This is a genomic window from Paenibacillus sp. LS-5, from assembly GCF_056121505.1.
Genome location: NZ_JBWAVA010000013.1, coordinates 13,605 through 38,522, shown reverse-complemented (window position 1 = coordinate 38,522; position 24,918 = coordinate 13,605). Strand labels below are relative to the sequence as shown.

Annotated in this window: 22 protein-coding genes; 3 read left to right on the top strand and 19 right to left on the bottom strand. The window is 50.2% G+C overall.

Translation table 11 applies throughout. The features are described from left to right. Positions 1 to 28: 28 nt before the first annotated feature. The 7 genes from AC0MA3_RS18290 to AC0MA3_RS18260 all read right to left on the bottom strand — a co-directional run bounded on the left by AC0MA3_RS18290 (position 29) and on the right by AC0MA3_RS18260 (position 9,217). Positions 29 to 1,831: a heparinase II/III family protein gene (locus AC0MA3_RS18290; RefSeq protein ID WP_474657241.1), complete on the bottom strand. Its 1,803-nt coding sequence runs from the start codon at positions 1,829 to 1,831 to the stop codon at positions 29 to 31. A 30-nt stretch (positions 1,832 to 1,861) separates the two neighbouring features. After that, a complete protein-coding gene (locus AC0MA3_RS18285; RefSeq protein ID WP_474657240.1) occupies positions 1,862 to 3,469 on the bottom strand; it encodes a response regulator transcription factor in 1,608 nt (535 codons plus the stop codon). Then, positions 3,462 to 5,273 (bottom strand): cache domain-containing sensor histidine kinase, encoded by a 1,812-nt coding sequence (locus tag AC0MA3_RS18280; RefSeq protein ID WP_474657239.1) that lies wholly within the window; start codon positions 5,271 to 5,273, stop codon positions 3,462 to 3,464. Before AC0MA3_RS18280 ends, AC0MA3_RS18285 begins: the two co-directional genes overlap by 8 nt. Before the next feature lie 136 nt (positions 5,274 to 5,409). Beyond that, positions 5,410 to 6,819, bottom strand: coding sequence for an ABC transporter substrate-binding protein (locus AC0MA3_RS18275; protein WP_474657238.1), 1,410 nt, complete (start codon positions 6,817 to 6,819; stop codon positions 5,410 to 5,412). A 123-nt stretch (positions 6,820 to 6,942) separates the two neighbouring features. Further along, on the bottom strand, positions 6,943 to 7,782 hold the full coding sequence (locus AC0MA3_RS18270; RefSeq protein WP_379162130.1) for a carbohydrate ABC transporter permease: 840 nt from the start codon (positions 7,780 to 7,782) through the stop codon (positions 6,943 to 6,945). 23 nt (positions 7,783 to 7,805) lie between these two features. Next, on the bottom strand, positions 7,806 to 8,747 hold the full coding sequence (locus AC0MA3_RS18265) for a carbohydrate ABC transporter permease (protein WP_474657237.1): 942 nt from the start codon (positions 8,745 to 8,747) through the stop codon (positions 7,806 to 7,808). A 110-nt stretch (positions 8,748 to 8,857) separates the two neighbouring features. Continuing rightward, a complete protein-coding gene (locus AC0MA3_RS18260; RefSeq protein ID WP_474657236.1) occupies positions 8,858 to 9,217 on the bottom strand; it encodes a (2Fe-2S) ferredoxin domain-containing protein in 360 nt (119 codons plus the stop codon). A gap of 212 nt (positions 9,218 to 9,429) precedes the next feature. On the opposite strand from AC0MA3_RS18260, the gene AC0MA3_RS18255 reads away from it, so the two are divergent. Beyond that, entirely contained in the window at positions 9,430 to 9,657 is a 228-nt protein-coding gene (locus tag AC0MA3_RS18255; protein WP_379162121.1) for a YczF family membrane protein, read from the top strand. 2 nt (positions 9,658 to 9,659) lie between these two features. Here AC0MA3_RS18255 and AC0MA3_RS18250 read toward each other — a convergent pair whose 3' ends face one another. The 6 genes from AC0MA3_RS18250 to AC0MA3_RS18225 all read right to left on the bottom strand — a co-directional run bounded on the left by AC0MA3_RS18250 (position 9,660) and on the right by AC0MA3_RS18225 (position 17,449). Further along, a complete protein-coding gene (locus tag AC0MA3_RS18250; protein WP_379162118.1) occupies positions 9,660 to 10,757 on the bottom strand; it encodes a GerAB/ArcD/ProY family transporter in 1,098 nt (365 codons plus the stop codon). A 32-nt stretch (positions 10,758 to 10,789) separates the two neighbouring features. Next, positions 10,790 to 11,998 (bottom strand): Ger(x)C family spore germination protein, encoded by a 1,209-nt coding sequence (locus AC0MA3_RS18245; protein WP_474657235.1) that lies wholly within the window; start codon positions 11,996 to 11,998, stop codon positions 10,790 to 10,792. Beyond that, entirely contained in the window at positions 11,988 to 13,559 is a 1,572-nt protein-coding gene (locus AC0MA3_RS18240) for a spore germination protein (protein ID WP_474657234.1), read from the bottom strand. The genes AC0MA3_RS18245 and AC0MA3_RS18240 overlap by 11 nt, the downstream gene beginning before the upstream one ends. Positions 13,560 to 13,742: 183 nt before the next feature. Then, entirely contained in the window at positions 13,743 to 14,783 is a 1,041-nt protein-coding gene (locus tag AC0MA3_RS18235) for an NAD(P)/FAD-dependent oxidoreductase (protein WP_474657233.1), read from the bottom strand. A gap of 262 nt (positions 14,784 to 15,045) precedes the next feature. Next, positions 15,046 to 16,740, bottom strand: coding sequence for an oleate hydratase (locus AC0MA3_RS18230; protein ID WP_474657232.1), 1,695 nt, complete (start codon positions 16,738 to 16,740; stop codon positions 15,046 to 15,048). Positions 16,741 to 16,870: 130 nt separating this feature from the next. Beyond that, a complete protein-coding gene (locus tag AC0MA3_RS18225; RefSeq protein ID WP_474657231.1) occupies positions 16,871 to 17,449 on the bottom strand; it encodes a TetR/AcrR family transcriptional regulator C-terminal domain-containing protein in 579 nt (192 codons plus the stop codon). 226 nt (positions 17,450 to 17,675) lie between these two features. Here AC0MA3_RS18225 and AC0MA3_RS18220 point away from each other — a divergent pair, with 226 nt between their 5' ends. Next, complete coding sequence (locus tag AC0MA3_RS18220; RefSeq protein ID WP_474657230.1) at positions 17,676 to 18,611, top strand: aldo/keto reductase; 936 nt, start codon at positions 17,676 to 17,678, stop codon at positions 18,609 to 18,611. 98 nt (positions 18,612 to 18,709) lie between these two features. On the opposite strand, the gene AC0MA3_RS18215 is transcribed toward AC0MA3_RS18220, so the two are convergent. The 6 genes from AC0MA3_RS18215 to AC0MA3_RS18190 form a co-directional block, all read right to left on the bottom strand. Further along, on the bottom strand, positions 18,710 to 18,919 hold the full coding sequence (locus AC0MA3_RS18215) for a zinc ribbon domain-containing protein (protein WP_074113796.1): 210 nt from the start codon (positions 18,917 to 18,919) through the stop codon (positions 18,710 to 18,712). 310 nt (positions 18,920 to 19,229) lie between these two features. Further along, positions 19,230 to 20,249, bottom strand: a complete 1,020-nt coding sequence (locus tag AC0MA3_RS18210; RefSeq protein WP_474657229.1) for a DUF1835 domain-containing protein — start codon at positions 20,247 to 20,249, stop codon at positions 19,230 to 19,232. A 398-nt stretch (positions 20,250 to 20,647) separates the two neighbouring features. Next, positions 20,648 to 21,403, bottom strand: a complete 756-nt coding sequence (sigF, locus tag AC0MA3_RS18205; protein WP_025704171.1) for an RNA polymerase sporulation sigma factor SigF — start codon at positions 21,401 to 21,403, stop codon at positions 20,648 to 20,650. Between the two features lie 11 nt (positions 21,404 to 21,414). Beyond that, on the bottom strand, positions 21,415 to 21,870 hold the full coding sequence (spoIIAB, locus tag AC0MA3_RS18200) for an anti-sigma F factor (protein WP_379162085.1): 456 nt from the start codon (positions 21,868 to 21,870) through the stop codon (positions 21,415 to 21,417). Further along, complete coding sequence (gene spoIIAA, locus AC0MA3_RS18195; RefSeq protein WP_062522208.1) at positions 21,867 to 22,220, bottom strand: anti-sigma F factor antagonist; 354 nt, start codon at positions 22,218 to 22,220, stop codon at positions 21,867 to 21,869. Before spoIIAA ends, spoIIAB begins: the two co-directional genes overlap by 4 nt. A 174-nt stretch (positions 22,221 to 22,394) precedes the next feature. After that, on the bottom strand, positions 22,395 to 23,588 hold the full coding sequence (locus AC0MA3_RS18190; RefSeq protein ID WP_474657299.1) for a D-alanyl-D-alanine carboxypeptidase family protein: 1,194 nt from the start codon (positions 23,586 to 23,588) through the stop codon (positions 22,395 to 22,397). Positions 23,589 to 23,876: 288 nt separating this feature from the next. On the opposite strand from AC0MA3_RS18190, the gene AC0MA3_RS18185 reads away from it, so the two are divergent. Further along, positions 23,877 to 24,914, top strand: coding sequence for a serine hydrolase domain-containing protein (locus AC0MA3_RS18185; protein WP_474657228.1), 1,038 nt, complete (start codon positions 23,877 to 23,879; stop codon positions 24,912 to 24,914). Positions 24,915 to 24,918: the final 4 nt, after the last annotated feature.

Sequence of the window (24,918 nt, the reverse complement as noted above, 5' to 3'; positions counted from 1 at the left end):
TTCATTCATTTGGAAATGATCATATATCTTAAATGAACTGAAACTCGAATTCATAGCTGACCTGCCTGCCCGGGTTCCCGGAAGCGTGGAAATCCATTCCATACCAGGTCCTGTCCTTGCCAAAATGGTCGCTGTAGACATGCACCGAAATCTCCGGCCTCAGCGCACCGGAATTATAGTGGATACGCAGACCTTTTTCACCAGTTCCCCGCAGCAGGACACTGCCCTCCTCCAGCACAGGCCTGCAGAGAGTCACAAGCCGTTCAATCAATGCCGAAGGTGCTTCAGCAAATTGGAATTCGTCAGTCATCGCAAGGGTTGGAAGGTTGTCTTCCGTCTGCCATCTGAACGAACGCGTCAGCCGCTCCAGCGGTCCGTACCCGTAAGCACGGATTAAGTCCAGCTTCAGTACACTCTCATCCTCACCAGCATCAGCTTCCAGCACTCTGGCAAAGGCACCGGCTCCCGGTAATTGATGCTGCCCGTCAATAATAGGCACACTATGACCCTGGGAACCGTTGCAATCATAGGTATAACGCTCCTTACCAAAATATCCTGCCGTATACTCACCGCTGCCGAGATCTGAGAGATACACCGTTTCATCCCCCAGCAGAATAAAATGGCCAAGATCATTATGATTGTGCGGCTCGTCATTATTCCCGCCTTTGGCGGCAAAGCCGAATACCCCATCTGGCATAATCTTCCGGACTACCAGCCACTCTGCATCCGGTAAATAGCTGCTGCTGCTGGGCCACTCGCTCCTGCTCTCCGCCGGATTGCGCCAGATCAGGTTCCGAAGCGCCGGCGCCCAGCGGCTGCAGTGGTCTTCTGTATATGGAGCCCTTATCGCAACAGGAGGCGGCTCTACTTCAGGATAGACGGTACTCAGATAGTGGCTGAGTCCCAGAAAAACGCTGGTTCTCTGCTGCGAATCGGAGAAATTGGCCACAACGCTGCCGCCAAGATAACATTTCTGCTGGAAGGAAGCGATGCTCTTCACCTTGTCCAGCCGGAACCAATCCAGTTCTCCCCGGCTTCTGCTGCGAAGCAAATCAGCGTAATATACAAAATAGCCAAAACCATAATTCCAGTAACCCATCCCTTCCAGACAGGCACCGTCTTCGCCAAAGCCCTGCAAATAATATTCCATCGTCCCTTGTACCTTGAACAGAATGTCCGTAAGCTTCTCCGGGTCCTTCAGCAACAGCATGGCAGCCGCACCAACCGACCCCGCGCAGACTGCCGCCCAGTTATGCGTTGCCGTCTCCCAGTGATAAGGCCCTGAGTTCAGATAAGGTCCGAACAATCGCCTTTGAACCTCTTCCATGATCCTTGTCTGCAGTAATAAGGGCAGCCTATCCCCAAGCAGGCAACGGATCTCACTAAGCGCAAATCCGGTTTCTGCCGAGAACAGATCAATCGTCTCCGGAATACCGCTATTGCCGGTATGGGCCGGCAGACACCATGTATACTCATTGCAGATACCCCATACCATTTCACAGACCGCAAGGATATGCGTGTCCTGCTCCGGTTCCAGCAGAGACAGCAGCACTGACGTGTTCAGCATTCTTCTACGCTCAAAATAGGGCCGTTCATACTCCAGTCTGGACCCGGTGCGGGCAAAAACAGTAAACAAATCATAGGTAAGCTCAGGAGCAGCATTCCCTTTGAGCATGTCCCCTTCCGCCCGAATTTCCGCAACCTCCTCCGCATATAGCGGTGAATTTCTTACCCCCGACCAGAATCCGGCTGAATCCCCGCTCTGAACATATAGCCGGATATCGGCTGGCTCCATATTCTGTACCACCGCAAGCAATTCAGATCTTTGCATCTGATGTCGCCTCTCTCTGCGGTGCACGGGCTACCCGCGGTATTCTACGGGTGTAACTCCTGCATGCACCTTAAAAGTCTTTATAAAATAGCTCTGATTGTCATACCCGAGCTGTTCACAGATCTCTCCTACCGTCGAATGGGTCCCATCAAGCAGCTCTTTGGCTCTTTCCATCTTTAATTTAGTCACATATTCGATAAAAGTAGTCCCTGTCTCCTTCTTGAACAGCCTGCTGAAATAGCTGGCGTTCAAATGAAGATGGTCCGCTACCTCATCCAGGCTGATCCGGCTTCCCAGTCGGAGGGAAACATATCGGCAGGCCTCTGTGACCTCGGTCCTTTTACTGCCCCCGGCTCCCGTCCCTTTCCCCGCAACGATGGACTCTAGATGATGATCCAGCCATTCTTGAAGCGCTGGCAGCGAATCAATATCTACAATCTCTTTGTGCAGGGTATCGGCCGAATACGCCGGACGGATGAACTGGAGGGAATGCAGCTTCAGCTTCAGGTCAAGCAGCAGCTTCAGCGTCCAGTCCTTGACCGTCTCCGGCGGGTACTGTTCCTCACGAATCAGTGAGATCCACTTCCCGGACACGGTACGCGCCTGCCCAACATTTCGGCCAAGCAGCACCTCCCGCAGCTCAGCAGCAGCCAGATCATAATGTGCAAACAGATTGCTTACAGCAGCGGAACTGTGTGCTGTCTTACGCTTGACGATATCTCCCGGCATCAGATAGAAGCGCTGCTCTTCGCCATTCAGCAGCTCATTCAGCTGCTGCTTAAGACCTTCCGGTGTTCCGGTGCCTGCACCGATAATGAAGGACATGCGGACCTTCAGCACCTTCGCCAGGGTGGATTGGACTACCTTAAGCCCGGCGGCGGCATCCGCATAAATATTACTCTGCAGACCAGGCCTGTAGGAGAATAACAGGAACGATGACTTCACATTGTAGCCAATATATAGTCCGCGCGGCTTCATATCGTCCAGCACTTCATTCATCACATTGCTCACAGCAAAGTGCAGCGTCTGATCCGAGGAGAAGCGGTATTTCACATGCCGGTAATCTTCCAGGTAGGCAATGACAGGCAGGCAGAACTCCCCCTGCCGGAACAGTCCGTATTCGGCAGCCTCATCCAGCCATTTCTCCGGCGACAGCAACGGCTGATGGATGAAGTTCTTGATGCTCCGTTCCTTGCGCAGCTCCCTTGTTTCGCCGAACAGCTGCCGGATGCGGGAAGCCTCCCAGCCGGCACGGTTCTCTTCATCCATAGATTCCTTGAACCTGCACAACAGCTGTACCAGATCCTCCGGGTCCAGTGCATCCTTCAGCAAATAGTCCTGCACATTGAGGCGCATCGCCTGCTGAGCATATTGAAATTCATTATGGCAGGATAAAATAGCGATCCGCACTCCCGGCCTCAGCTCCTTGATACGTGCGGACAATTCCAGTCCATTCATCCGCGGCATGCCGATATCCGTAATCAGAATATCCGGCATCTCCTGCTGTGCATGCTCCCATGCGCTCTCTCCATTCTCATGCGTACCCATCAGGTGGAAGCCAAGCTCCCCCCAGCAGATACTTTCGGACAACAGTTCAATCACCGGATAATCATCATCCACGAGCATCACTTTATACATCCCGTATCTCCTCCCTGTGCGGAATATGCATGTCTATCGTGGTACCGCAGCCGACTTCACTATGGACATTGATGACAAAATCCTCACCGAACAGCATCCGCATCCGTTCCACCACATTATGCATACCCATCCCGGAGAAAGAGCCTTTGGACTCTTCTTCGCCAGCGTTCTTCGCCGTTTCAGACTGCATCTGTCCTCTTATACTCTCTAGACGGGCTTCATTCATCCCGCGGCCGTTATCACTGACTAACAGAACCACATAGCGCTCTTCCACAGCCGCACGGATGCTGATCACCCCTGGCTGCTGGCTGAGTCCATGAATGAGGGCGTTCTCAACCAGCGGCTGAAGGAAAAAGCGCGGCACCTTAATCAGAAACACCCTGGGGTCAATATCCAACTGCACCTTGGCTTCTTCCTTTTGGCGCAGATTCATCAGGCTGACATAATGCGAGACGAGATCTATTTCCTCATGCAGAAAAATCTCGTCCTCCTCACGGCTAATTGTCATCCGCAACAGCATCGACAGGGAGCCGATCATTTTGGCGCTGTCCGGATCACCGCGCTTCATGACTTTCATGCGGATTGAGTTCAGCACATTGAACAGAAAATGAGGGTTAATCTGGGCCTGGAGCATCTTCAGTTCCGCTTTTCGTTTGCGCGCCTGGGTATCCGACACCTCTGCGATCATTTCTTGAACCCGGTCCAGCATTTGGTCGAACATCAGCCCAAGCCGTCCGATTTCATCATTGCCCCTGACTCCGGAGCGCACCAGCAGATTGCCGCGCTGCACTGCAGTGGTTACTTTGCCGAGCCGTACCAGCGGTTTCGTAAAGGCGCGGACAAGTGTTATCAGCAGTAGCAGGAAGACGAAGAAGGAGATAAGCTGGATTACAAATACGCGATTGAAAATAGAACTGATATCCACGATGCTCTCCTTGTAAGGCTGCATCAGTACCAGCCTCCAACCGTTGAAGGACAGCTCCTGCTGAACGACAAGATAACGCTCCCCGGCAATGTCAGCAACTTCAGAAGCCTGCAAAGAATTCACGGCATCCGCGTACGGAAACAGTTTACCGATGCCCTCCGGGTCTCCCCCGGAGACAATATGGTCCTCTCCATCAAGCAAGACCACCTTCTGTCCAGCCGACAAATTCCCAAATATATCATGAAGCTGATCCTCCATAATGGTCACAACCGCATAACCATAGATTTCGGTGCTGTCCAGGCGTAGAGTACGGGCCACTGTCACCTGATACGGATGATCAAACTTGTCATAGGCTAATTCCGTTGGCTCTACACCAGCCCAGTAGGACTCGAGCCCCTTCAGCTCTGTCATCTTGCGGAACCAGGGCTTCTTCTTCAGCTCCAGCGGATTGTAATCGCTAACAGAATAATTCATATAATATTTATCGTTAGTCAACAGAATCGTTACATAACTGTTCTGCCCAACCACAGTAAGGGTATCAAGCTGCTCGAGCACCCGGTTCTGGTCCATAAACCGCTGATATTCGTTACCGCTTACATTATTGGCGGCTGCAAGCTTGAAATACGCTTTCAATCCGGGATTGGTCTGGACATAATTAGCGATGGTCAGCATCCCCTTCAGGCTGTTCGTCACCGAGCCGTTCACCAGCTGTAAGGAATCCTCCGCATTGGCAATAGCCTGACGCTTGACCGCCTCCTGGGTTAATGAATTGTAGATAAGCAGCGTGAGCGCGGCCGGAACCAGAATGCAGGCAATGGAAGCGATCATCAGCTTGTGCCGGATCGAAGTGGGGGCGAGCTCCCTGAGTCTGCTGAACATAGCTGTGTCCCCCTTGAATTAGTTGCCCTGAAACAAGCAGAAACGGCTTGGCCCTTTGGTAAGAAAGGACTTCCGTTTCTGCAGGAGATATCTACTTATCTTGCTTGTATACATTCTATGAAATGATTATAGCAAATTATTTTTTATTGGCCGCAATTATTTTATTCACCCGATCCTGGGAATTCTTGATGGTGGTGTCCACATCCTGTTCACCAAGGATCATCTTCTCATACTCCTCATTGATAGCTTTGTAGACCTCAGCCTGGTAGGTAGCCGGTGGAATGATAGCGGATGCTTTGGAAGCCACAAGCGTGTCCACCAGAGACTTCTTGTCGACCTTCTCCGGGTTCTTGGTGCCGGCCAGGATGGTATCGATAATCCCCTCCACCTGATCACTCGTTACTTTGCTCCAAGCTGGAATGTTCTTGCCTTGGACAAGCTGGCCTTCTGTTGTATACCAGCGGACAAATTTATAGGCAGCTTCCTTATTTTTGGATTTGGCGGCAACAGACACATAGTCCGTAGTTACCGGTGTCAGGCCATTTTCATCACCAGCATTATTCTTAGGGAATGGGGCTACGGCTACATTAAAGTTCAAAGGCACCTTCTCAGTACCGCCGATTTCTGTGTTCATCCAGCTTCCAATCAGAATCATACTGGCTGACTGGTTGAAGAACTGGGTGCGGTAAGCCAGCTTCTGGGAGATCATGTCCGAATAAGGGACAGCAGACTTGTCTTCTTTTTCCATTCGCAGTCTCAGCGCAAGCGTTGCCTTGAAGTTCGGATCATCCAGATTGGAGGTTCCGTCTGCCTTCAGGAACTCGGAGTTCTGCGGCTGGTTCTCCATCTTCAGCTTCAGGAATTCCATCCAGCCGCCTGCCTGCGGACCGTGGAAGTACGCACCGTAGCGCTTCTGGGCCCCTTCGCCTTTCGTCAACTTCTGGGCATAGTCGGCAAAATCATCCCAGGTCCAGTCGGTCGGAACAGTAAGCCCCGCTTCATCCAGATTATCCTTGTTCAACAGCACATACCATGGATTGAATTTGCCAGGCAGGGCATAGACCTTGCCATCCAGATGGGTATCGACTTTGTAATCCTCTTCCACCTTGAAACCGTCCTTGGCGATATAATCATCCAGCGGTTCAGCCATACCCAGCGCGATGCGCTGGGCATACCCGGCTGCATCACTGAACATCAGGATATCCATCTGCGCGGAGGAGGCTGCCTCCAGATCCAGCTTTTTGAAGGCTTCCTGTGTGTCCCCCTTTTCACTCAACTGCACCAGTTCAATGGTTACACCCGGATTTGCCGCTTCATAGGCTTCCAGAGTATGCTTCCAGTTGTACGCTTCCTCTGTCCCATACGTGTAGAGCCGCAGGTTGGTCTTCTCCGCACTTCCAGAAGCTGCCCCATTTGTTGCCTTACCCGCTTCCCCGTTCGCCCCGCCATTCGCACTATTATTGCCGGTATTGCCGCCGCAGCCTGCCAGCAGGCTTAACATCAGAACTCCTGCAACAGCCGCGGACCAACCTTTTCTTTTACCCATTATTGAACCCTCCCTTGAATAAATCAGTGACTCACAAATGAATTATAGAATACGCTTACATTTGGCACATGAAACAATATTTACTTTTATTGAATTATTTTTACTTCTATTTATATTGAATCTTTAACCTTTCACTCCGCCAAGAGCGATGCCCTCGATCACATTCTTTTGACCCAGAATAAAGATGATAATCAGTGGCAGGATAGCCGATACGGCCGCCGCCATAATTAGGGAGTAGAACTCACCGCTCATGGAAGTGAACTTCTGGATCGCAATCGGCAGGGTCAGCCATTTATCGCTCCGGATGAAGATCAGCGGATTCTGATAATCGTTCCAGGTCCAGATGAACCGGAGAATCGCATAGGTGGCTACCGCAGGCTTCACCAGCGGCATAGCGATCGACCAGAAAATACGCGGATGCCCGGCACCGTCGATTTTGGCCGATTCAATGAACTCCTGGTGCAAACCCATGAAAAACTGCCGTAGCATAAATGTACCCAGCACACTGAAGGTCCCGAGCAGCACCAGACCCAGATGGCTATCGAACAGTCCGATGTTGCGGTAAATAATAAACTGTGGAATCAGAATCGCCTGCCCTGGAATCATATACGTAACCAGTACAATCATAAACAGGAAATTGCTGGCCCGGAATTTAATTTTGGAGAACCCGTAGGCTGCCATGGCCGAGATTAGACAGGATGCTGCTGTAGTGATCACCGCAACCTTGATCGAATTCCAATAGTATAAGGTGAACGGGTAGTCGCCAAACCAGACCGCTTTGTAATTTTCAATCGCATTCCATTCCTTCGGAAGCCACTGGATGGGGTAGGCGAATACTTCCGACTCTACCTTGAAAGAGGTTACCAGCATCCATACAAAAGGTAACAGGAACAACACACTTCCGGCAAACATAACCACCGTAACTATGATTTTCAGCCAATCGACACCTGGACGTTTATCCATATGCTTTTCCCTCACTTCTCTGTCTAGTAATTGACCCATTTCTTCTCCGCCAGCCACTGCCCGAATGTAATCAGCATGACGAACAGGAACAGCACAACAGCAATCGCCGAGGCGTAGCCAACCTTAAGATTGACAAAGGCCGTATCATATAAGTACCAGACCATCATTGTTGTGGAGCCAATCGGACCGCCCTGGGTCAGCACTGCGATTACATCAAACACCTTAAACGTAGCAATAATGCCGGTTACAAGCAGGAAGAAAGTAGTCGGTGACAACAGTGGAAAGGTAATCCGTCTGAATTTGGTCCAGGTGTTGGCCCCGTCAATATCAGCCGCCTCATAGAGATCCTTCGGAATGGACTGCAGCCCGGCGATGTAGATAATCATGTTGAAGCCGATGGAGATCCAGACCGAGATCATCATGATAGAGATCAGGGCAAAATGCGGATCAGCAATCCACTTTGGCGGATCGGCTATCCCGATAGCCTTCAGCATTTCATTAATCGGTCCATATGAAGGCTGGAACAGCACCTGCCATACAATCGCTACCGCAACGGTCATGGACACATAAGGTACGAAATAGGCGATTTTAAAATAACCCTTCATATATACATAGCGGTCAATCAATATCGCCAGCACCATAGATACCAGCAAATATATAGGCACTGTCAGCAGAAAGATAAAGTTATTGCGCACTGAGCGGATGAACATGTCATCCTGCAGCAAATTGCTGAAGTTCCGCAGCCCCACCCAGCGGATGCCGTCAAAACCCTGTACAAAATTCCAGTCGGCAAAGCCGAGCACCAGCGTAGCAATGATCGGTATCAGCACCAGAACCGTTACCCCGATCAGCATCGGGCTTACAAAGAGCAGACCGGATAACGTCTCCCCTTTTTGCAGCGACCAGCCCTTATGCTTCTTCACGGCCGGCGGCTTTTGTGTTAAAGTCTCAATATTTTGCCCCATGTCATCACACCTCAATGGTTTGTTATAGGTCACTCCCTTGTCTCTGTTCTCATTATAAAAAAAATACCGTCAGCGATTTGACGGTATTTTGATCTTATTCAGTGTGATTTTTACTTTTTCTTCTTACCTTTGGTACCTTTCTCTGTATGTGCTTGCAGTCCGCCATCGTAGGTATAGAGGATATGGTCCTCCAGCTGTTCCCCTTGGAGCAGCTTACGCACCAGTTTTTTGCCTGCCTTAGGCGTCATCTCCCTGTACCAGACTCCCTCTGGATATGAGATCACAATACAGGCATCCGAGCATCTTCCGTTGCACTCGGTCACAGTGGTATGTATTTGGCTTGCCGCTCCCTGCTTGTCAATCTCGTCCTCAATCGCTTCAAACACTTCTTCGCCTTTATTCTTCCGGCAGCTGCTGCCCCCGCAGATCAGCAGATGGTTGACCGTGCCCTGCAGATTCCAGGTCGTCATGAATGCCACGCCCCCTTCTAAACACTAATACCCCGCTTTAGGATCATTCTAAACTCTAGCCATTCCCCGGATGCCCGTCAATAGTGTACCATCCGGATCTCTCGGAGAGTTGGGGTAAAATCTTGGTTACCAGCCTCATCAGAGGGGGATAATACCTTTAGCTTGACGGGTCTGCAAGACCCTGACAATGAAGAATGAAGGGGACAATTTTGATGAAAATTCTGTTTATTTACGCCGTTCTTGCCTTACTGGGGTTGAGTATTGCCATATCCGTGGATTGGTTAACCGGAACCCCATTATCCATGTCGTTCAACTTCCTTAACTCCATCTTCATCACTACTACCTTCGAGGAATTAGTCGTCATCATTTTATTCTTTTTCCTCCCGTTTATTCAGCAAGGCATGGATGCCTACAAAAGGAAAAAGAAAACCGGTCAATAAGGCTACCGGTACCAGCCGAACCGTTTGCGCACATGGTGGACAAGGAACAGCAGAATAGGAATAACCGCACAGAGGACCGGCAGAATATATTTCAGAAACACTCTCCCTTCATTCAAATGACTGGAGTAGTTCTCAGCACTCATAAATGAGCTGAACAACACAATGACACCAACAGGCACTACCAGTTTCCGGTAATCTTGAACCTTGAACAGATCCGCAGTGATGACTGTCGCCGCGTAACAATAGATCGACATTTTGAAGAAAACACCAATGATTAGAGTCAAAATAACTAACGCATCCAGACGCTGGATAAAATTCGCCACGTTCACCAGCGTGATCGTTGTAAAGATGGGGAATGCCGCTCTGCGGTATATATTTTCTCCAAGCACAGCAATTTCAATGGCATGGGTGAAGCAGAGCAGCAGTCCGCTTAGGATTACTGCCATGACGCCTGCTTTTTTGGCCTTCCGGGGTTTGTTGAAATGGGGCAGTATCGTTGTAATGCATACCAGTTCACCAAACGGGAAAATCCAGATACTGGGATAGGCGGAACTCAGGGCGTCCCACCAATCTTTGGCATGAAGCGGAAACAGATGCTTAAAGTCCACCAGCCCGGCAGCGATGACCACGAAATTACAGATAACTCCCATGATCATGATGATCCAGAAATAAATTTCCGCAGTCCTGGCGAATACCTCAATCCCCTTCGTCAGGATATACATTACTGCAATCACCATAATTGCATTGAGAACAAGGATCGGAGTCCGATCATAGGTTGACGAGATTAAGATATCCCCTGCTTCACGCAAATTCCGGGAGCCGTTGAACATCAGCACTGGAATGAACAACAGACTCAGCGGCCAACCAATGTACTTACCCAATATTTTCTGTGTATAGCCGCTGATGATCAGTCCCGGAAATTGACGATACAGATCGTTGTAGACTAGATACAGCAGCACTCCTCCAGGCAAGGCCATCAATATGGACAACCATACCGCATGGCCGCTTTCCAGACCTATCGGAACAACCAGGGCAGTCCCCAGCTCAAACAGCACAATCATGGCAAATAATTGACTGGGTCCGATGACTTCTTTTCTCATATGGCAGCATCACCTATCTTTTCATTAGGTCATCATTTCTCTTCAGAAGACATGAATGGAGCGAGCCGCATTCCGGTACCACGAATATACGCTTCAATCTTGAGATCAAGTGTCCCTTTGGTAAAGACCTGGTTCCATTCGTTCTCCACAGATTTCCAGGCGGCGGGGTTAGTGCGTTTTAATTCATTCCCAAAATTCAAATAATCAACACCTGCTTGCTGCGCGCCATGGAATGCCTGCTCGATCTCTTTCTTCGTCTGCTTCTCCATAGCCTCTTCCAGCTTGATGATCTCCTTAGGGTTACCCAGATCTACACTGACTTTTGTTTCATTAATATTCCCTTCCTCACTGACATTCACATGGAAAATAGGAATTCCTTCCCGTAATTCTACTGTGACCTTGGTTTTGGATAAGAGCACATTGACAGCAACTGCCTTTTGTTGTTCTCCTGAATCGATGTCCACATTCGTCTCGAGGATTTTATCCAGAATCCAGTCTGTTCCTCTGGCTTCAGGACCGTCGATCCATTTCACCAATTTTCCTTTGTTGAACACAGCCTGGCCTCCCATTGTGAGAATGGTCTCTGCTTCCGATTGGTCCAGGTTTGATTTCTTCTTGCCGGCTTCTACATTACCAATCATGCGAAGCCCGCTGATTGTGAAGCCTCCCACGCCTGTCATTTTGTTAATCAACTCAAAAACATTAATTTTCGGGTTCTCCCCCCATACACTGGAAGTATTCTGAATCTTTTTAACGAGACCGATGGAGGGAATGCTTTCCTGCGGTGTGAATACCTTAAGAATGGAAGCAGCGTCTGTATCCCTAGAGATCATAACTGCCGTGTTGAGCCTAAGCTCATGAGATCTTTCAAAGATGTCCAATACACCGTCGATCCCACTTTTTGCGATGGACTCCCCCAGGACTAACAATTGGGTGTGGGCAAAAAACAGCTGGCGGCTCGCCCGCTTCGAGGTTCTGCGCAGTGCACCGAACACAGTGTGGTCGGTTGACGTATAAATGGTTATTGCAGACGCCCCGCTGTTAGCTCCCTGGCTTGTAGCTGTAGCCGATGGGTTGATAACCTGGAATGTAACGCTGTATTCACCCGGCTTCGTTCCCTGGTCTATTCCGATGCCGCTGACTATGGCCAGTTCGTTCAACTCCCTGCTGTTCCAGCAGCCTGTCAGACTCAGAGCCAGCCCAATATATGCAATCAGGCAGACTTTCAGCTTAACTTTCATTGGAGTTCGCCCTTTTGCCCTTATCTGTTTTTTTGCGCACAGTGCTAATACTTTTCTCCAGTCGAGGCCGGATCTTCATAAAATGGATCGGTGAACGAATGAAGGTATCCTTCTGATCACTAGAGGAAAAAGGAGCCATAGGAGACATGTATGGCACTCCCAGCGAACGCAGGCTACATAAATGTGCAATCAGGATCAGAGCCAGAATAGCTATTCCATAAAGGCCCATAAAGGCCGCAACAAATACAATGGCAAAGCGCAGCAGTCTTACAGAGAGCGCCATGTTAAAGGCTGGTGTGGTGAAACTGCAGATCCCTGTTAATGAAACGACGATAACCATGGCCGGCGACACAATTCCCGCTTGGACGGCCGCCTGCCCGAGAACCAAACCTCCAATAATAGATACGGTCTGCCCGATCTGGGATGGCAACCGAATTCCTGCTTCACGGATAATTTCAAAGGTAACCTCCATCATCAACGCCTCCACAAAGGCCGGAAAAGGTACGCCTTCCCGCTGTGAGGCCAGATTAATGAGCAGCGGGGTCGGGATCATCTCCTGATGAAAGTTGAGTGCAGCAACAAAGATCGCGGGGCCGAACATCGATATCAACAGGCACATGAAACGCAGCAGACGAATCATTGTAGATATATCAAAACGCTGATAGTAATCCTCTACAGTATGAAAAAACATAAAAAACGTTGTAGGTGCAACCAGCACAAAAGGAGTTCCGTCTACAAAAACAGCAATTCTTCCATCCAGTATATTTCCGGCCACACTGTCAGGCCGTTCAGTATTGAATAGTGTTGGAAATGGGGAGTACCCTTTCTCCTCAATTAGCTGCTCAATATATCCCGACTCCAATACAGAATCCACCCGAATCTCTTGCAGTTTTTCTCTTAGTTTCTGCAAATTATCTTCGTTCACTATTCCATGGATATACATGAGGGCCACACTAGTCTGTGTTACAGCACCCAGTGTCATCGGCTCCACCCACAGATTGGGATTTTTTATTTTACGCCGGACCAGAGAAATGTTAACCCCTATCGTTTCCGTGAAGCTCTCCTTGGACCCCCGGATCGATACCTGCGTACCCGCTTCAGAAACAGGCCGAACCTCGCCTCCGCTGGTATTACCGCTTATTGCTTCTGCCATGTCTTCAATCAATACAATCGTATTTCCCGACAAAAGGGCCTCGAAAAGGCCGCTCATCGTGGTGACTGACTCTCCTTTACCGGGATTCAGCGCATTTTCTTTCATATATTTATAAACGTCCTGGCCCGTTGACAACTTCTGGTCTTCCTCGTGTACAGTCTGGAAGGACATGGCGTGGGAGAGGAACTGATTCACAATTTCTTTATCTGTAAGGCCATCTATATAAACGGCAGCAACCCGGGGACCGGCATTAACCGTCTGGAAATATCGTATAATCAGATCCAGGCTGTTCCCCAAGCTATCTCGGATCAGCTTCACATTGTCGTCAAGATTCTCTGTAAGCGGGGAGCTTTGACTGCTCCCATCCGCCGTTTGCGGTTGTTTCTGTTCGGTTGCTTGAGTAGCCATCATCAGCACCTCCTGCCCATACTATTCGCCCGCTACCCTTTTTTTATGCAGCATCTGGAATAGCCGCCCGCATGTACAGGTGGACAAAATGCAAGAATCCGCGCACACAAAAAGGCTCCCGGCACGATCATTCATGCGTACCGGAAGCCTTTATTTATATTCCTTCAGTGATTCCCTGATTTGCTAGTGTTCATCTACTATGCCAAGCGCCTTGTTCTTCTCCTTGAAGCGTTCGTTATGAGAGGAGACGAAAGCCGCCTTGGGGGCTTCAGGGTCCATATACAGCTTCGCGCTGTTCAGCGCTAGAACCGCATCGGTGAATGTTCCGGCAATCAGCCGGACCTTACTGCTGTAATCCACGAAATCTCCGGCGGCAAATACGCCAGGCAGGTTCGTTTCCAGCCGTCCACTGACATTGGCACACCAATCACCCATATCAATACCCCAATCCTTCAGCGGGCCAAAGTCGCTTTTCAGACCATGATTAACAATCACTGCATCCACTTCAAGCTGCTCGCATTCGCCGGACTCGATATGGCTGATCGTTACCTGGTCTATCTCCTCCCCATTACTGCTGTGCAGTTGGCTGACTGCATGGGGAACGAGTACTCGAACCGATGATGCTTTCATACGGGCAACATTCTTCTCATGGCCGCCGAACTGCTCACGCCGGTGAACAATGGTCACACTGCCGGCAACAGACTCCAGCTCATTGGCCCAGTCTACCGCCGAATCGCCACCGCCCGAGATCAGCACCCGCTTGCCGCGGAAGGGTTCCAGCTCCTGTACCGTATAATGAAGATTCGTCACTTCGTAGCGGTCGGCCCCCTCAATCTCCAGCTTCGCCATCTGCAGGATACCGTAGCCTATGGTCAGAATGATAGTCCGCGTCCAGTGCCGTTCGCCAGTTGCTGATGTCAAAATATATGTACCGTCCTCCTGCCGCTCCTGAGCAATAATCTGCTGGCCGAGTACGATGGTTGGGTCAAAGGTCCGGGCCTGTTCGGCCAGCTGATCTATCAATTTGCGGCAAAGTATTGGCGTCACGCCGCCCACATCCCAGATCATTTTCTCCGGGTAAATGAGCATTCTTCCGCCCAGCTCTTCCTTGGCTTCAATCAGCTTCGTCTTGAGGTCGCGCATTCCGCTATAGAATGCTGTATACATACCGGCAGGACCCCCGCCAATAATCGTCACATCGAATAATTCCAGCTCTTGGCTCATCTAATTCCCTCCGAAGGTGTATTCGTATCTCTTTATCACTGACATCTATTTATTGTGAAATTGATAATCATTATCACTATAACATTGTATAGGAAGGGGCCGTATTTTGGCAATGGACAAATATGAATTGCAGCCTTATGAAAAGTTAAAGCCCCCGGAAATCATCCTTTAGAAGCGATAATTTGACGGGGGTTTTGACGAAAACCTTCACATTTGCATCACCTTATTCGATCCACGTCCCTGCAATATACCTATACCGCTCCTACAGCAGCTTCGAAATCACCGTTCCCGACAAAAGCTGGCCCAGCGTCTGATCGAGCGGCAGCGGCTTATTGCCAAGACAGGTCCGCACAGCGGTCAGCAGAACACGTACGTCATATTTGCTCGGATGCACAGGAATCACTTCTTTTTCCAGTGCCAGCAGGCTGTATACGGCCATCATCGCCGATCTCACGGAATACTCCACGGTAAAGACACAATCGTCAGGCACTTCGGCAAATTGGCCAAGGAAGGCCAGATTCGTACTGCCCTGCGGAACAACCTGCGGACGGTCGCCCGCCACACGCGGCATAAACTGGGAAGTGATATACGGCATCATACAGGGAATGACGTTGGTCGTATGCTCCAGAATTTCCGGAATCCGTTCCTTCAGGCCGATATGGTAGCACAGCTCCTCCAGCAGCTCGCGTCCGGTACAATCGCTCATCTTCTTCTTAATATAGTTGCCTTCAGCATCCGGGAACAGGCCATACGCCCAGAGTACCTTCACATTCTCCGGTTGATTCATGAAATGCGGCTGCTTCGGTGCGGTCCAGGACATCATCCAGTTGGAATCCTTGATCGTCACAACACCGCCCATTCCCGGCAGGTCGCCGGTCAGCTCCAGCAGATAAGGGAAGACAATCTCATCACCCGTAAACGTCATCGTAAAAGAGAGCCATTTCGTCTTGTCGATGTCTCCGCAGAAGACTTCCGGATGGCCGAAATCGGGGGATTTGGCGGCAAGCTTTTCCCATAAGCTCCAGCATCCGCGCTCCGTAACCGAACGGTTGAGCACTGCAGGATGGTCCATGTCGCCAAGGGTCGAATTCTCCGTCATTGAGCCGTTTGTAACCATTACCAGATCGCTGCGCGAAGTAGAAATAGTCTTTGGCGTTCCGTTCACCAAGACATGAATCCCGGTAACCGTCTTTTCCCCGCCAGAGAAATCCACATCCAGATCAGTAACCTGATGCCCCTTGTCAAAATGAACACCTTCGCCCTCCAGCCACTTCATTAGCGGCAGAATCAGCGAATCGAATTGATTGTACTCCGTATGCAGAATTCCTTTCAATTGATTCATCCCGGAGATCAGATGCATGAAGCGCTCCATATAACGCTTGACCTCCACCACACTGTGCCAATTCTCGAACGCGAACATCGAACGCCAGAAATACCAGAAGTTCGTGTCCAGGAAGCTCGGGTCAAAAAACTGCTCAATCGTCACCGCGCCCAGCCTCTCTTCCGTCACCATCGCCAGCTTACCGAGCTGAAGCGCATGGGCCGTAGATAATCCCAGTGTGGAAAAATCCGCCTTCTGCCCTGCATGCTCTACCAGCCGGCAATGAGATTCGATCGGTTCAGCCAGATTCAGCTCGCGGAACTCATCCAGCACCGTCCGGTCAGGGTTGGATAGCGATGGAATGAAGCCGAACAGCTCCATAAAGCATTCAAAATGCTCCTCAATCTCGCGTCCGCCCCGGGCACTGTAGCCGTCCTTGGCATTCCCTGCCCCGTCCATCGAGCCGCCATAGACTGCAGACTGCTCCAGAATATGAATATTCCGTCCGGGCATATGCCCGTCACGGATCAGGAAAGCAGCCGCTGACAGCGAACCGATCCCCCCTCCTACGAGATAAGCTTTTTTCGAAGCAATTCCTTCCTGTACTAGCGGGTTAATTCGTTGATAGGTTCCCATTGGTCCTCTTCCTTTCATCGAATTGGATAAGTGGCTCTAGAACTGCCTTCACTATACCCAGCCGAATCTAAGAATTCTATGGACAGCTCGCCTTATCTGTACAGGGTTTACACATTTGCGGGAGATTGTGTCATTGAACAGGCCGGGTTTGATAGTTAGCCAGCCCCCGTGAGATGCTGCCGTCCATAATCCGGGCAACTTTGTCCACGATCTGCGCCGGGTCGGTGTTCGCTCCTGCTTTGAGCCAATGGATTACCTGCTCCAGAACCGCCAGGGAATAGAAATCAGAGATCTCTTTCTTAGCCTGCATAGACACCTGTTCCGGCTCCTGCATGTCCAGCTCCTCCACCACCTGGATCATCACCCCATAGATCACCCCGTACAAAAAAACCTCCAAATGTTCGCGCCCGAGGGAATGGAAGGTGTTCAGGCAAATGGTTTTATTGCTCTGTGTATAATACAAGACGCTCAGGAATCCCTGCTTCCAACCGGAGCAATTGCGGTACGGCTCAAGATCTTCGATAATTTCGGTCTGGTAGACCCAACCGAGCAGCTCATAAATATCCTGAAAATGATTGTAGAACGTATGCCGGGTCACCCCACAATCGGCGGTAAGCTGCTGAATGGTGATTTTGTGGAGCGGCTTCGTGAGCATCAGTTTTTTGAGTGAGCGGGCCAGTGCATTTTTCGTGACTTGTGAATAGGACATAGCTTCCTTCTGCCCCCCGGATCATTGATGGACCATAAGATTATCATACTATGTAAAATATTACTCTTCCTTCCATTCTGTATGCAAGAGGTATATCGTCTTAACCGGAATGCTAGGCTTCCCGGATTGCAACTTGCGGCTTGCAGGTCTACAATACGAGTCATAAACAAGAATTAGAACTCGCTTTACAGGGGATTTCATAATAATAGACAAGGAGCGGATTCGATTGCATACAAGAAGTTACGGCAGCACGGGGAAAAGGGTATCCGAAATCGGCTTTGGCGCTTGGCAGCTGGGAAATACGCAGGATTGGGAAGCCATGGAGGATGCGGCCGCCATCCGGCTGGTGCATGAGGCGCTGGAGAGGGGAATGAACTTTTTTGACACCGCTCCCAATTATGGACGGGGTGCCAGTGAAAAGCTGTTAGGGGCTGCCTTGTCCGGCAGACGCAGTGAAGCGGTCATCAACACCAAGTTCGGGCATCAGGCAGATGGAAGTACAGACTTTGGCGCCGGGAATATCAGAGCATCCGTGGAGGGCAGTCTGAAGCAGCTGCAGACCGACTACGTCGATTCAGTACTGATCCACAATCCTCCGTTCGACGTTCTTGACGGGAAATACGGGCATTATGAGGAATTGGAGAAACTGAAGATAGAAGGCAAAATTCTCACCTACGGTGTCTCCGTTGATTCCTCCAAGGATATGCAGGAGGCGGCAAAGCATTCGAATATTGGCGTGATGGAGGTGATGTTCAATATCTTCTATCAGGAGACAGCAGAAGCCTTCCAGCTTGCTCAGGACAAAGACATTGCCATCATCGTCAAAGTGCCGCTAGACTCGGGCTGGCTCTCTGGCAAATATAACAGCCAGAGTACCTTCGAAGGGGTAAGAAACCGCTGGTCCCCGGAGATCATCCGCAAGCGCGCTGCACTTCTGGAGCAGATCCGATTCATTACAGATGTGGACACCACAATGACCATGGCCGCGCTGCGCTTCATCCTCGCCTACCCGGCCGTAACGACCGTGATTCCGGGGGTACGCAGCAGTGCCCAACTGATTGGGAATATTGCAGCCAGTGATGCGGCCATGCCACAGGAACATGTGAAGAGACTTCAGGCGTTGTGGGAACAGGAAATCCGGGATCTGGAGCTGGGATGGTAAGCTGTGAATAAAAGCACAACAATGACGGGCAAACCTGTAACGTTTGTCCGTCATCTCCTTTGTCTTCTACGGAATTGCCCGAGGTTTAATGGAGTCTACTAGTTCATTAAGAAATCTAAAATATTCATTCCGCTGCCCGTATTAGCCTTATACAGCTCCGTATATCCGCATTCCCGGCAGCTGATGGTGATGAACTTTTTGTTCTGTACATCAAACAGCTTCGCAAAGTTGCCGCCGGTTGCCTGGAACTGGTCCACGGCATATTCTTTACATCCGCATTTATTGCAAATAAATTGTTTCTTAGCCATGGTGCTCTCTCCTCCAAAGGGTTTCTCTGTTTCGTCTAGGTATAGGCTGTTACTTATTACATCGGCTGAATATAGGCGAAAAATAATCATATTGCCTACATTGATGCTAAAGACACAGAGGCACCCTTTTATATACTTGGTGGTCTAGGCCGTTTTTCATTGGCAGACTGGAATCGCGTATCCCCATCATATCATCCATAATTTTCCTTATCCAGCCCATCTAATAAATAAGTAAAAAAGACCCACTAGGGGCTTATGCGTCATATACACCCGCCTATAGATATCTATAGACCAAACATTAATTATACTTCTATAATCCAGTTTTGTTCCGCACCGGCCTTCCGGTAGAGCGGTCCCAGCGCCAAGATACCTCATGCCCCCGCATATGCAGGCCACCATACCATTCATCGATTCCTTGCACCAGGACGCGATCCGCCGCTCCGTTCCGTATCTGCTTACCATCCCAGGTCAATGTAACGTGCCGGCTCAGAAACTCAGGAATCTGCCGGAACTCTACAAAACCCTGAGCCCCGTCGATGTGCAAAAGAGGATGATCGCCCGCGGTCATCGTACTCAGATATTTGAAGTATTCGAGATCCCCCATACCAAGGACATGCAGGATATCTGTAACCTGACGGAATAACTCCAGCGGCGTATGTGCCCCGGCTTCAATGGCTTCCAGTGTGGTCTGTTCCACAATCCCCAGACCATTCTCCACGGAAGGCAGCCGTGATTGATGGGCCATAAACGCTTCATAGGCAAAAGGCAGGCCGGACGCCGTCAGCTCTGACTTTTTCAGTTCAAGCAGATCAGCTAAATGGGTAGGATCAGAGGAAGCATAGGCCTGCCAAAGCTCACTGCCAAGCTCAATTTCCCGCTTTCCGATCGTCCGCCAGGTCCCGGATAGCGTTCCAAGCTGCGCCGGAGTAAGCTGTCCAAGACCATGGAACGGTTCAATTCCCGGATACTCCCCGATACAGAGCAGACTGAGCTTGGTTCGGCCTGGCATATTCCTCTTAAACGCATGCAGCAGATAGGCAAGCATACTCTGATCGAACAGGTCATGCTCAAACCATAATACAACTTCGTCATACCGGGTATAATCGCGCAGCTTGCTTTCCTGTTCCTCACAGGCTGCTATGTACGTATTGGCCGGAATACCAAGTGTCGACTCCAGCACCAGGGAGCGCTTAACACGTTCCTCCGTCCCGGTAAGGTCTTCAAATATTGGACCAGAAGAGTAAATCTCTCTCCATACCAGTACTTCCCCTTGTACAATTCCTTGCTTCAGCATGTTACCCACCGCATCTCCATTCACAATATGCAGCATATTAGCGCCCCCTTCATACAAATGATGGAACACGGAAGCCAGATCGGCTCGCTCAGCTTATGCAACGCCTCCTGAACCGCATCCTCCGCTAAATGGACATCCTTCAGCAAGTCGTAAGACACCGCGTACGCCATCCTGCCGGGAAGGAACATCCATAAATATCCTTATATTCAGTTTAATGAATACACGCAGGTGTCGCCACATATTATTGGTTTTAACAGACTACTTGCAGTCTGTAGGCCCGCACACCTCCTAATATCATCACAAAAAACCGCCCCTCCCGAGGCGGCTTCCAATCGTTCATTTCACCCGTCACATTCATTGCTCACACTCGAACCCTGGCGCTTGCTACTTACTTATTTTCCGCCTATTCTCTTGCTTGCTATCTTACCGCAACCCTACTGTGCAATCTGCTCGCGGATATTCGCGAGAATCTTCTTCTCCAGCCTCGACACCTGGACCTGCGAGATGCCGAGGCGGCTTGCGACTTCAGATTGGGTCTGGTCGCGGTAGTAGCGCAGGTAGACGATCAGGCGCTCACGCTCAGTCAAGGCCCCGATGGCCTCGTTCAGCGCAAGCTTGTCGAACCAGCGTTCCTGCGTCTCGTCAGCGATCTGATCGATCAGTGTGATCGGATCGCCATCATTCTCGAAGACGGTCTCATGGATCGAAGTCGGCGGCTTGTTGGCCTCCTGGGCGAACACGATTTCTTCGGGCGTTACTCCCAGTGCTTCTGCGACTTCACCTATGGTCGGCAAACGGTCCAGCGTTTTGGACATTTCGTCCTTCATTTTGCGTACCCTGTTGGCCATTTCCTTGAGGGAACGGCTGACCTTGAGGGTTCCATCATCCCGGAGGAAACGCTGGATCTCACCGATAATCATCGGCACGGCATAGGTGGAGAATTTGACCTCATAGCTGAGGTCGAATTTATCAACGGACTTCAGCAGTCCGATACAGCCGATCTGGAACAAATCGTCAGGCTCATATCCGCGGTTCATAAACCGCTGCACCACCGACCAGACGAGGCGTATATTACAGTTGACCAGCGTATCGCGAGCCAGATTATCTCCGGCTTGACTGAGTGCGATCAGACGTTTGACCTCCGCATCGTCCAAATAGGTCGGCGGAGCTTTTTTTGACTCTGCATCCATGGCTCCAACCCCTAATTGTATAAAGCTTTTTTCGAGACGATGGTTTTCTTCATTGAAATGGAGGTACCGCGCCCCGGTTCACTTGCAACTTCAAATTCATCCATGAAATTCTCCATAATCGTAAAGCCCATACCCGAGCGTTCCAGCTCCGGCTTGGAAGTATAAAGCGGCTGCTGGGCCAGCTCCAGATCTTCAATTCCCCGGCCTTTATCCTCAATGGTGAGATGCACGGTTTCATGCTCAATGGAGGCGGAGATGCTGACAATGCCTTCAGGATCACTATCATACCCGTGGATAATGCAGTTGGTAACAGCCTCTGAGACTACCGTCTTCAGGTCATTCAGCTCCTCCATCGTAGGATCGAGCCTGGAGACAAAAGCCGCTACCACCACGCGAGCGAACGATTCGTTCTCCGACAGTGCGGCGAACTGGACGCTCATGAAGTTAGCTGATTCACTCTTTGTCATAACGCAACCTCCAAATCCGAGAGTGCAGCGCTCTCGTCGTCATATAAGGGCATAATTTTGAACAAGCCCGACATTTCCAGCAGCCTTTTTACTGGGGCGGTGGCGTCACAGACGACCATTTTCCCACCTTTGCTGCGGATGAGCTTATACCGCCCGAGAATGACGCCCAAGCCCGAGCTGTCCATGAACTGCAGTTCCTTCAGACTGAGAATCAAATGCTCTACCTGACCCCGCATAATCGCTTCATCCATATCCATACGTACATACTCGGCTGCGTGATGATCCAGCTCTCCTGATAGCCGGACAATCAGCACACCCCGGTGATGCTCCATCTCCACATGAGAATTCATACTTGCCACTCTCCTCTTCGTTGCTTTGAGAAAACGTCCTGTACATCATTTCTTTCCCCTACAAGGACAAGGTTTTCTACGCGGGAAATCTATAATCCTGCCTCACGACAAAACTAGAAGAAAACCCCTACGAATCAACAGAAAGCCTGAGATCAATCTACAAAAAGCAAGAAATTAATCAGCTCTGAACAGGGAGCCCGTAGTCCGTTTGAACAGCCTCCACCACCCTGCCTTCGGCACATCCGTGTCCGCCTTCAGCTCATATTCCTTAATCATCGTTGTTCCTTGGTAGACAACCAGTTTGCCTACCGTTTGACCTGCTTTGACAGGGGCTTTAATACTGTCCGGCACGACCAGCTCATGACGGATACCCTCCTGGGTGATTCCCTTCTTCAAAAGCACACTGTAGGTCTCTTTGGCAGTCAGCGGAAGCTGAGTCTTCACGCCTTTCTCAATCTTCACGGTGCCGATGGCGTCTCCATCTTTGTGAATCGTATGGATTTTATACTGGGAAAAGAGGTAATCGAACATCCCCGATACTTCGCTATTGCGCGTTTTGGTGTTAGGTTCACCCATCACCACCGCGATAGCACGCAGTCCATCTCTGGCAGCTGTCGCGGAGAGGCAGAACTTAGCTTCAGACGTATAGCCTGTTTTCAGACCGTCAGCCCCTGTATAAAAGCGTACCAGCTTGTTCGTATTCACCAGCCAGAACGGCTTGGCCGAATCCTTGCGCAGATAATCCTGATAGGAGCCGGTGTATTTGATAATCCGGTCGTGCTTCAAAAGTTCCTGACTGATGACGGCAATGTCGTGGGCAGAGGAATAGTGGTTCTCGGCCGGCAGACCGTTGCAGTTGGCAAAATGCGTGTCCTTCAGGCCAAGCGCTTCGGCCTTTTGATTCATCTGATCAACAAAAGCACTCTCTGAACCAGCCAATTTCTCGGCCATTGCCACCGATGCGTCATTGCCTGAGGCCATGGCTATGCCTTTAAGCATTTCATCTACAGACATTTCTTCGCCGGGCTCCAGAAAAATCTGCGACCCGCCCATTGATGCGGCATATTCGCTAGTCCGGACCTTGTCGGTCAATTGCATTCTGCCTTCATCCAGGGCTTCGACAGTCAACAGCATAGTCATGATTTTGGTAATGCTTGCCGGCGGAAGCTTGTCATGACTGTTCTTTTCATAGATCACAGTGCCGGTGTTCGCGTCCATCAGAATGGCAGAGCGCGCTCCGGGTGCCAGATCCACAGCAGCAGCATTCTTGCCGGTGTCTTTAGCTTTGGCTTTTTCCTCTGCATACGCGCCTGAAGCTGATCCCAGAACCGAAGCAGCAACACATAGCACGAGCAGTACATAACGCATTTTTCTCACAGTGGTTCCCCTCCTGAACATTAACCTTCATATCACAGGTACTGTGTTCCAGTCTGGTCAGAAAGGGTGAAAATTATTCCATTTGTATCTAAAAAAACAGATTAGTCTCCATCAACGTAGCCGAATAAATAGTTTCTACAAGGAATTTACCTACCTTTTCAGCAGAGAGCATGATATCTTGAACTACGTATCAGATATGGAATTGAATCTAGCTCTATAGTTAGACACAAGTCAGCTTTCCGGCCGACAAGAACTATGATAGATCAGGAGGACAAAATCATGCTACAGGAACGACTTTGCAACACCATTCAATCCGAGGCTGAAGCTACAGGCTTTTCGGGTACCGTACTCGTCAAAAGCGCTGCAGTTGCTGCGGCCGCTGGTGCATACGGCTTTGCCGACAAAGCCGAACAAAGACTGAACCGTCTGGGCACACGATTTGGCAATGCCTCCGGCTCCAAGCTGTTCACAGCCATTGCCGTCTGTCAGCTAGTGGAGTCGGGAAAGCTTACGCTGGACAGCAGGGTCCTGGATATCCTGGGCCAGGCGGAGTTTCCCCAGTTCAGCGGTGACATCACCGTTCATCAGCTGCTGACCCATAGCTCAGGCATTCCAGATTATTTTGATGAAGAGACGATGGATGATTTCGCCTCCCTATGGTCGACCCAGCCCATGTATCAGTTAAGACAGCTCAAGGATTTCCTGCCCATGTTCCAAGGACTGCCCATGAAATTCGCGCCAGGCACCAGATTCCATTACAATAACGCGGGGTATATCCTGCTTGGATTACTTGTGGAAAAGATTAGCGGGATGGCATTCACTGATTATGTGGAACAGCATATTTTTGCAGTCTGCGAAATGGCGGACTCCGGTTATTTCTCTATAGATAATCTCCCCGCCAATACGGCACTTGGCTACATCGTGAACGAAGATGGAACCTATACCACCAACATCTACTCCATTCCTGTAAAAGGAGGTGCGGATGGCGGTGCATTCGTGACTGCACCTGATATGCTGCTGCTGTGGGAAGGGCTGCTTCAGCATAAGCTGCTGAGTCCGGAGCTGACCGCCCTGCTGCTTACCCCTCATATTCATGAGGACCAAGAGGAATTCTATGGCTACGGGGTGTGGATTACAAAACGCGGGGATAAGATCTATAAATATCATGTGATGGGCTACGACCCAGGTGTATCCTTCCATTCTGCACACTATCCTGCTAACGGTATTACAGCGTCTGCGCTCAGTAATCACAGCCAGGGGGCATACCGGATGATACGGGCTATTGAGGAGTGCCTGGACCCGCAGGCGGATGTATGAAGCT

Coding starts and splice junctions, on each gene's coding strand:
- AC0MA3_RS18210 (WP_474657229.1), bottom strand. CDS start 20,249: ATGCTGCATATTGTGAATGGAGATGCGGTGGGTAACATGCTGAAGCAA.
- sigF (WP_025704171.1), bottom strand. CDS start 21,403: ATGGATGCAGAGTCAAAAAAAGCTCCGCCGACCTATTTGGACGATGCG.
- AC0MA3_RS18225 (WP_474657231.1), bottom strand. CDS start 17,449: ATGTCCTATTCACAAGTCACGAAAAATGCACTGGCCCGCTCACTCAAA.
- AC0MA3_RS18185 (WP_474657228.1), top strand. CDS start 23,877: ATGCTACAGGAACGACTTTGCAACACCATTCAATCCGAGGCTGAAGCT.
- AC0MA3_RS18285 (WP_474657240.1), bottom strand. CDS start 3,469: ATGTATAAAGTGATGCTCGTGGATGATGATTATCCGGTGATTGAACTG.
- AC0MA3_RS18235 (WP_474657233.1), bottom strand. CDS start 14,783: ATGAGCCAAGAGCTGGAATTATTCGATGTGACGATTATTGGCGGGGGT.
- AC0MA3_RS18250 (WP_379162118.1), bottom strand. CDS start 10,757: ATGAGAAAAGAAGTCATCGGACCCAGTCAATTATTTGCCATGATTGTG.
- AC0MA3_RS18280 (WP_474657239.1), bottom strand. CDS start 5,273: ATGTTCAGCAGACTCAGGGAGCTCGCCCCCACTTCGATCCGGCACAAG.
- AC0MA3_RS18290 (WP_474657241.1), bottom strand. CDS start 1,831: ATGCAAAGATCTGAATTGCTTGCGGTGGTACAGAATATGGAGCCAGCC.
- AC0MA3_RS18245 (WP_474657235.1), bottom strand. CDS start 11,998: ATGAAAGTTAAGCTGAAAGTCTGCCTGATTGCATATATTGGGCTGGCT.
- spoIIAA (WP_062522208.1), bottom strand. CDS start 22,220: ATGAATTCTCATGTGGAGATGGAGCATCACCGGGGTGTGCTGATTGTC.
- AC0MA3_RS18190 (WP_474657299.1), bottom strand. CDS start 23,588: ATGCGTTATGTACTGCTCGTGCTATGTGTTGCTGCTTCGGTTCTGGGA.
- AC0MA3_RS18260 (WP_474657236.1), bottom strand. CDS start 9,217: ATGACGACCTGGAATCTGCAGGGCACGGTCAACCATCTGCTGATCTGC.
- AC0MA3_RS18255 (WP_379162121.1), top strand. CDS start 9,430: ATGAAAATTCTGTTTATTTACGCCGTTCTTGCCTTACTGGGGTTGAGT.
- AC0MA3_RS18230 (WP_474657232.1), bottom strand. CDS start 16,740: ATGGGAACCTATCAACGAATTAACCCGCTAGTACAGGAAGGAATTGCT.
- AC0MA3_RS18275 (WP_474657238.1), bottom strand. CDS start 6,819: ATGGGTAAAAGAAAAGGTTGGTCCGCGGCTGTTGCAGGAGTTCTGATG.
- AC0MA3_RS18215 (WP_074113796.1), bottom strand. CDS start 18,919: ATGGCTAAGAAACAATTTATTTGCAATAAATGCGGATGTAAAGAATAT.
- AC0MA3_RS18240 (WP_474657234.1), bottom strand. CDS start 13,559: ATGGCTACTCAAGCAACCGAACAGAAACAACCGCAAACGGCGGATGGG.
- spoIIAB (WP_379162085.1), bottom strand. CDS start 21,870: ATGACAAAGAGTGAATCAGCTAACTTCATGAGCGTCCAGTTCGCCGCA.
- AC0MA3_RS18270 (WP_379162130.1), bottom strand. CDS start 7,782: ATGGATAAACGTCCAGGTGTCGATTGGCTGAAAATCATAGTTACGGTG.
- AC0MA3_RS18265 (WP_474657237.1), bottom strand. CDS start 8,747: ATGGGGCAAAATATTGAGACTTTAACACAAAAGCCGCCGGCCGTGAAG.